The following is a 6,423-nucleotide window of genomic DNA, read 5'->3' as shown; positions in this document are numbered from 1 at the left end:
CCACCAGTTCACACTGGTGGTTTTGATTATAGATTACTTTATTTTGAAATAATAGGAAGATTTTTAATTTCAACCATAAATTAGCTTCAAATGAATTCATTACCTTGCTTTTCTCAGCTTTTTCAAATAAGATATTAAATGGTATAAACATTGATGCAATGCATTTCAGTGTATTCCATAAAAGGAATTGTATGGTATAAAATGCTGATTGTAATCCATCTGCAAGTGAAAAAGATTGTCGATAAATAGAAAATGAGCATGTTTAGACTAGACGGAAAAATAGATTATGCTCTATAGTTGTACAAACAAGCTTTAAATATTTATAAGTGGCAGAAAGAAGAAAGCACCTTATAGTGTAGCGATCTTAAGCTCTCAGCATTCAGTTACTTGCAAATTTTTATTAAAGGATTTGTAATCCGGTTTGTTTGTCACTGAATTATTGCTTTGTGCTTTTTTTCTTTTACAAATAGGAACGAATGTTCTGTGATGTGTATATGAGGAATTTTTGAAAGGAGAAGATGATTCGTGGAGAATGAATATCAATACTCTGACAGCTCCATTCAGGTGCTGGAAGGACTGGATGCCGTACGAAAACGGCCAGGAATGTATATTGGAAGTACAGACATTCGCGGGTTACATCATCTTGTTTATGAAATTGTTGATAATGCTGTTGATGAAGCTCTGGCCGGTCACGGCAATCAAATCAAGGTAACCATACATAAAGATGACAGTATTTCAGTAGAGGATAGCGGCCGCGGTATGCCGATCGGGATGCATGCGACAGGAAAGCCTACGACTGAGGTTATATTTACGGTGCTGCATGCAGGAGGAAAATTCGGTCAAGGAAGCTATAAAACAAGTGGAGGATTACACGGCGTCGGAGCTTCGGTCGTGAATGCTTTATCCGAATGGCTGACCGTAACTACCTATCGTGATGGGCATAAGTATGAACAGCGCTTTGAAAATGGCGGGCATCCGGTAACGACCTTAGAGAATAAAGGGCCTTCCAGAAAGAAAGGTTCCTGTATTCACTTTAAGCCGGACCCGGCTATCTTCTCGACAACAGTATTTAATTTTGAAACCATCTCCGAGCGTTTAAGAGAATCTGCCTTTTTATTGAAAGGGTTAAAAATTGAATTGAAGGATGAACATAATGGTGAACAGCAGGTTTATGAATATCCTGAAGGCCTGGAGTCCTTTGTAGCGTGGCTGAATGAAGAAAAGGACGTGCTTCATCCAGTTGTTTCATTTGAAGGCGAACAATCGGAAATTGAAGTGGAATTTGCTTTTCAATTTAATGACGGATTTGCTGAAAATATGCTCTCCTTTGTCAACCATGTCCGGACCAGAGATGGCGGTACCCATGAATTCGGAGCGAGAACAGCAATCACCAGGACAATAAATGATTATGCAAGAAGAGCAGGACTTTTAAAAGAAAAAGAGAAGAATTTAGAAGGTACAGATATTCGCGAAGGCCTGACTGCTATTGTGTCTGTTCGTGTACCAGAGAGCAAGCTGCAATTTGAAGGACAGACAAAAGGCAAATTGGGGACGACAGAAGCCCGTTCGGCAGTAGATGCGGTTGTATCTGAAAATCTGACCTACTTTTTAGAAGAGAATGCAGAGACTTCTACATTGCTGATTAAAAAATCGATTCGTGCAAAAGAAGCACGGGAAGCAGCGAGAAAAGCCAGAGAAGAAGCCCGCAGCGGAAAAAAACGTAAAAGAAAAGATACCTTGCTGAGCGGCAAATTAACTCCGGCACAATCAAAGAACCCGAAAAAGAATGAACTATATCTTGTAGAGGGGGACTCAGCAGGCGGCTCCGCAAAGCAAGGTCGTGACCGTAAATTTCAGGCTGTGCTGCCACTTAGAGGAAAGGTTATTAATACGGAAAAAGCAAAGCTTGAGGATGTCTTTAAAAATGAAGAAATCTCAACGATCATTCACACGATCGGTGCGGGTGTCGGCGGAGGTTTTAACATGGAGGATGTCCAGTACGACAAAATTATTATTATGACAGATGCAGATACAGACGGGGCGCATATCCAGGTACTGCTGTTAACCTTTTTCTATCGATATATGCGGCCTTTAGTAGAGGCTGGGAAAGTATTTATTGCACTTCCGCCGCTGTTTAAAATTTCCAAGGGGAAGGGAAAACAGGAGAAAACACGCTATGCATGGGACGAAAATGAACTGCAAAAAGCAATTAAAGAATTAAAGAATGGATATATTATTCAGCGTTATAAAGGTCTTGGCGAGATGAATGCGGATCAATTATGGGAAACAACCATGAATCCGGAATCCCGTACCCTGATTCGCGTATCCATTGATGATATTGCCCGTGCAGAACGAAGAGTAACAACGTTAATGGGGGATAAAGTAGAGCCCCGCCGAAAATGGATTGAAGGTCACGTGAAATTTGGCTTGGAAGAAGACGGAACCATTTTAGAAAATGAAAATATTCATAAAGAAGATTAGTTCGGATTGTAAGGAGTGATTCCATTTGGATCAAACAGAGAAATTTTTAGATCTTCCTTTAGAAGAAGTAATAGGAGACCGTTTTGGAAGATATAGTAAATATATTATTCAAGATCGTGCGCTTCCGGATGCAAGAGATGGTTTGAAGCCTGTACAACGGCGGATTCTTTATGCTATGCATGTAGAGAGAAATACACATGAAAAGAATTTCAGAAAAGCTGCAAAAACAGTTGGAACCGTAATAGGTAATTATCATCCTCATGGAGATTCGTCCGTGTACGAGGCAATGGTCCGCTTAAGTCAGGATTGGAAAGTGCGTAATGGGCTGATTGAAATGCACGGGAACAATGGCAGTATCGACGGGGACCCTCCTGCAGCGATGCGTTATACAGAGGCAAGATTATCTCCAATTGCTTCCGAGCTTCTTCGGGATATTGATAAAGAGACAGTTGAATACATTCCTAACTTCGATGAAACAACAGATGAGCCTGTTGTTTTACCGGCGAAATTTCCGAATCTCTTAGTAAATGGTTCAACCGGGATCTCCGCAGGGTATGCCACAGATATTCCTCCTCATAATTTAGGAGAAGTGATTGACGCGGTGATTATGCGGATTGATAAACCAGAATGCCGTGTAGACGATTTAATGCATGTGCTGAAAGGCCCTGATTTCCCGACTGGCGGTATCATTCAAGGGGTTGAAGGAATAAAAAAAGCATACGAAACCGGCAAAGGAAAGGTTATTGTTCGCGGGAAAGCAGCTATTGAAACATTAAAAGGAAACCGTGAACAAATTGTTGTTACCGAAGTTCCCTATGAAGTAAATAAAGCAACAATGGTTAAGAAAATGGACGAGCTCCGCATTGACAGGAAGGTTGAGGGGATTGCGGAAGTACGCGATGAGACGGACCGGACTGGACTCCGTATTGTTATTGAATTAAAGAAGGATGCAAATAGTGAAGGTATCTTAAATTTCTTATATAAAAATACAGACTTACAGGTTACGTATCACTTCAACATGGTTGCGATTAAAGATAAAACACCGACGCTTCTATCGTTGCCGCAGCTTCTTGATGCATATATCAGTCATCAGCGTGAGGTTGTGACAAATCAGACGCGGTTTGATTTAAACAAAGCAAAAAAGAGAGCCCATATTGTGGAAGGCTTAATTAAAGCTATTTCCATTTTAGATGAATTGATTGCAACGATCCGTGCATCAAAGGATAAGGCGGATGCCAAAAAGCAGATCATGGATAAATATGGTTTTACAGAGCCACAGGCTGAAGCGATTGTTACCTTGCAGCTTTATCGATTAACCAATACAGATATTGTTCAATTAGAAGAAGAAGCAAGTGAATTAAGAAAGCAGATGGAGCAGCTTGCAGCCATTTTAGAAAGTGAAAAGAAATTACTGCAAACGATTAAAAGCGATTTGAGACAGCTTAAGAAAAAATTTGCTGACGCCCGCCGCACACATATTGAAGAAAAAGTAGAGGAATTAAAAATTAATATAGAGGTAACCGTGGCCAGCGAGGATGTCTTAGTTTCTGTTACCAGAGATGGCTATGTAAAACGGACCAGCCTCCGTTCGTATGCAGCTTCCAATACCGGTGATTTACCGCTTAAAGACGATGATCATCCAATCAGTCTGCTGGAAGTCAATACGACGGATAACATCATGCTGTTTACGAACAAAGGAAGGTATATCCTGTGTGCTGTTCATGAGCTTCCTGATATTCGCTGGAAGGATATGGGGCAGCATGTATCGCATATCGTTCCGCTGGAAAAGGATGAACACCTGATTAAAGTTATTCCTGTCCGTGATTTTAAGGCAGAGGATGGCTTCTTAATGTTCTTTACCCGAAACGGTATGGTCAAACGAAGCGAGTTCAAGCTTTATGAAGCGCAGCGTCGTGGCAAGGCGTTAATTGCTTTAAACCTGAAAAATGACGATGAGCTTGTCCATGTAAGTCGTACAGATGGCAAGAAGGATATATTTATTACCACAAATAAAGGCTATGGCTTATGGTATGATGAAGCAGAGGTATCTATTGTAGGGCAAAGAGCGGCCGGGGTGAAATCTATTGCTTTAAAAGAGGATGACTTCGTTGTGAATGGACAAGTATTTGATCAGGAAGCATCCAAAGACTTGTTTGTCATGACTCAGCGCGGTGCATGTAAACGTATGAAGTTAAAAGTCTTTGAAAAAGCGAGCCGTGCAAAACGTGGATTAATTATGTTAAAAGAACTAAAGAACAAAGCTCATCGAATTAAGGGCTTCTTTATGGTAGATAATCAGGAAATTATCTGCTATAAAACAGAAAATGGAGAGACGCATAAAGTATATCCGTTAGAGCTGTCTGCAGCTGACCGCTATAGCAACGGTTCATTTATGGTCGATACTGATCAGGCTGGCGAAGTCATTGAGGTTTATCAAGAAACAACCTATGAAAAACCATTTGGAAATGGCGATGAGGAATCGCCAAAATAATTTTATCTCCTTAGCATGTGAAAGCATTGCTGGGGAGATTTTTACATTTAAGAAATGTTTTCAAAAAAGATGTAGATGTTTTTCTTTGCACTTTAAGAAATCATAAAGATTTTAAGGAAAAAAGTACGATGGACACGCTGTCCTAGTATCATTGGTCACACGACGTGACGTACTTAGTCGATGAAAACTTGGCAATCCTGCGCCTTTCAGGCTTGGCTTGCCAAGTTTTCTTTACCTAACTCCCGGCTTTTGATAAAATGAAAATGTAAGCGTGTTCAAATTGTCAAAAGGGGGTACGAGAATGGATTTTGATTTAACAAAAGAACAGCAGATGATTCAGCGGATGGTTTCTGATTTTGCAGAAAAAACAATCCGGCCAAGGGCAATCGATATCGATGTTCATGCAGCTTTTCCAGAGGATATCTTTCAAGATATGGGGAAGCTTGGTTTATTGGGGATTCCATTTCCTGAAAGCTACGGTGGCTCTGCCGGTGATACGATTTCGTATGCAATCGCTGTTGAGGAGATTGGACGCCGCTGCGGAAGCACTGGATTAAGCTATGCGGCAGCAGTTTCCTTAGGAGCCAGTCCCATTTATTATTTTGGAACTGAAGAGCAAAAACAAACATTTTTAAAGCCGGTTGCAGAAGGAAAATCGCTGGGGGCTTTCGGCTTGACAGAACCAAATGCAGGGTCGGATTCCGGCGGTACGAAAACAACTGCAAGACTGGACGGAGATGAATATATTATTCAAGGAGAAAAATGTTTTATCACTAATGCCAGCTTTGCAGATTTTATAATTGTTACAGCAGTCACTAAAAAAGATGCGGACAATAAGAATAAAATTTCTGCTATTATTGTGCCGACTGATGCTGAAGGACTGACTGTCCGGAGTGATTATGACAAAATGGGTGTGCGTGGATCAGACACCGCTGAAGTCATTTTAGATCATGTTCGTGTCCCTAAAGAAAATTTGCTTGGTACAGCGCATCAAGGGCATCGGCAATTTTTAAAAACATTAGATGGCGGCAGAATTTCTATCGCAGCATTGGCTGTCGGGATTGCCCAGGCGGCTTTAGACCGTTCCTTGCAATATGCGAAAGACCGTAAACAGTTTGGCCGATCGATCTCCAGCTTTCAGGCGATTCAATTTAAATTAGCAGATATGGCAATGGAAATAGAACTGGCACGAAATATGGTTTATAAAGCAGCCTGGTTAAAGGATCAAGACAGGAATTTTTCCAAGGAAGCTGCCTACGCTAAATTATATGCCTCGGAAACAGCCTTCCGCGCCGCAAATCAGGCCATTCAAATTCATGGCGGCTATGGCTATATGCGCGAATATGAGGTAGAAAGGCTGCTCAGGGATGCGAAATTATTAGAAATTGGAGAAGGGACATCTGAAATTCAACGCCTGGTAATTGCCAGACAGCTGGGATGCTAGAGAAGGA

3 protein-coding genes are annotated in these 6,423 nt (G+C 41.2%); all 3 read left to right on the top strand.

Going from position 1 to position 6,423, the window contains the following annotated elements; translation table 11 throughout:
• Positions 1–525: 525 nt before the first annotated feature.
• Entirely contained in the window at positions 526–2,481 is a 1,956-nt protein-coding gene (gene parE / locus FLK20_RS19480) for a DNA topoisomerase IV subunit B (protein WP_152658260.1), read from the top strand.
• Positions 2,482–2,506: 25 nt separating this feature from the next.
• Positions 2,507–4,972, top strand: coding sequence for a DNA topoisomerase IV subunit A (gene parC, locus FLK20_RS19475; protein WP_152658259.1), 2,466 nt, complete (start codon positions 2,507–2,509; stop codon positions 4,970–4,972).
• Between the two features lie 301 nt (positions 4,973–5,273).
• Positions 5,274–6,416 (top strand): acyl-CoA dehydrogenase family protein, encoded by a 1,143-nt coding sequence (locus tag FLK20_RS19470; RefSeq protein WP_152658258.1) that lies wholly within the window; start codon positions 5,274–5,276, stop codon positions 6,414–6,416.
• The last annotated feature ends 7 nt before the right edge of the window (positions 6,417–6,423 follow it).

Source organism: Oceanobacillus sp. CFH 90083, assembly GCF_009389585.1.
GTDB lineage: Bacteria > Bacillota > Bacilli > Bacillales > Amphibacillaceae > Oceanobacillus.
Note: the sequence above shows the minus strand (reverse complement) of the source record. Positions and strands in the feature narration are given on the sequence as shown.

What these genes read in the sequence shown, in the direction of transcription:
- FLK20_RS19470 (WP_152658258.1), top strand. Translation starts at nt 5,274, where the DNA reads ATGGATTTTGATTTAACAAAAGAACAGCAGATGATTCAGCGGATGGTT.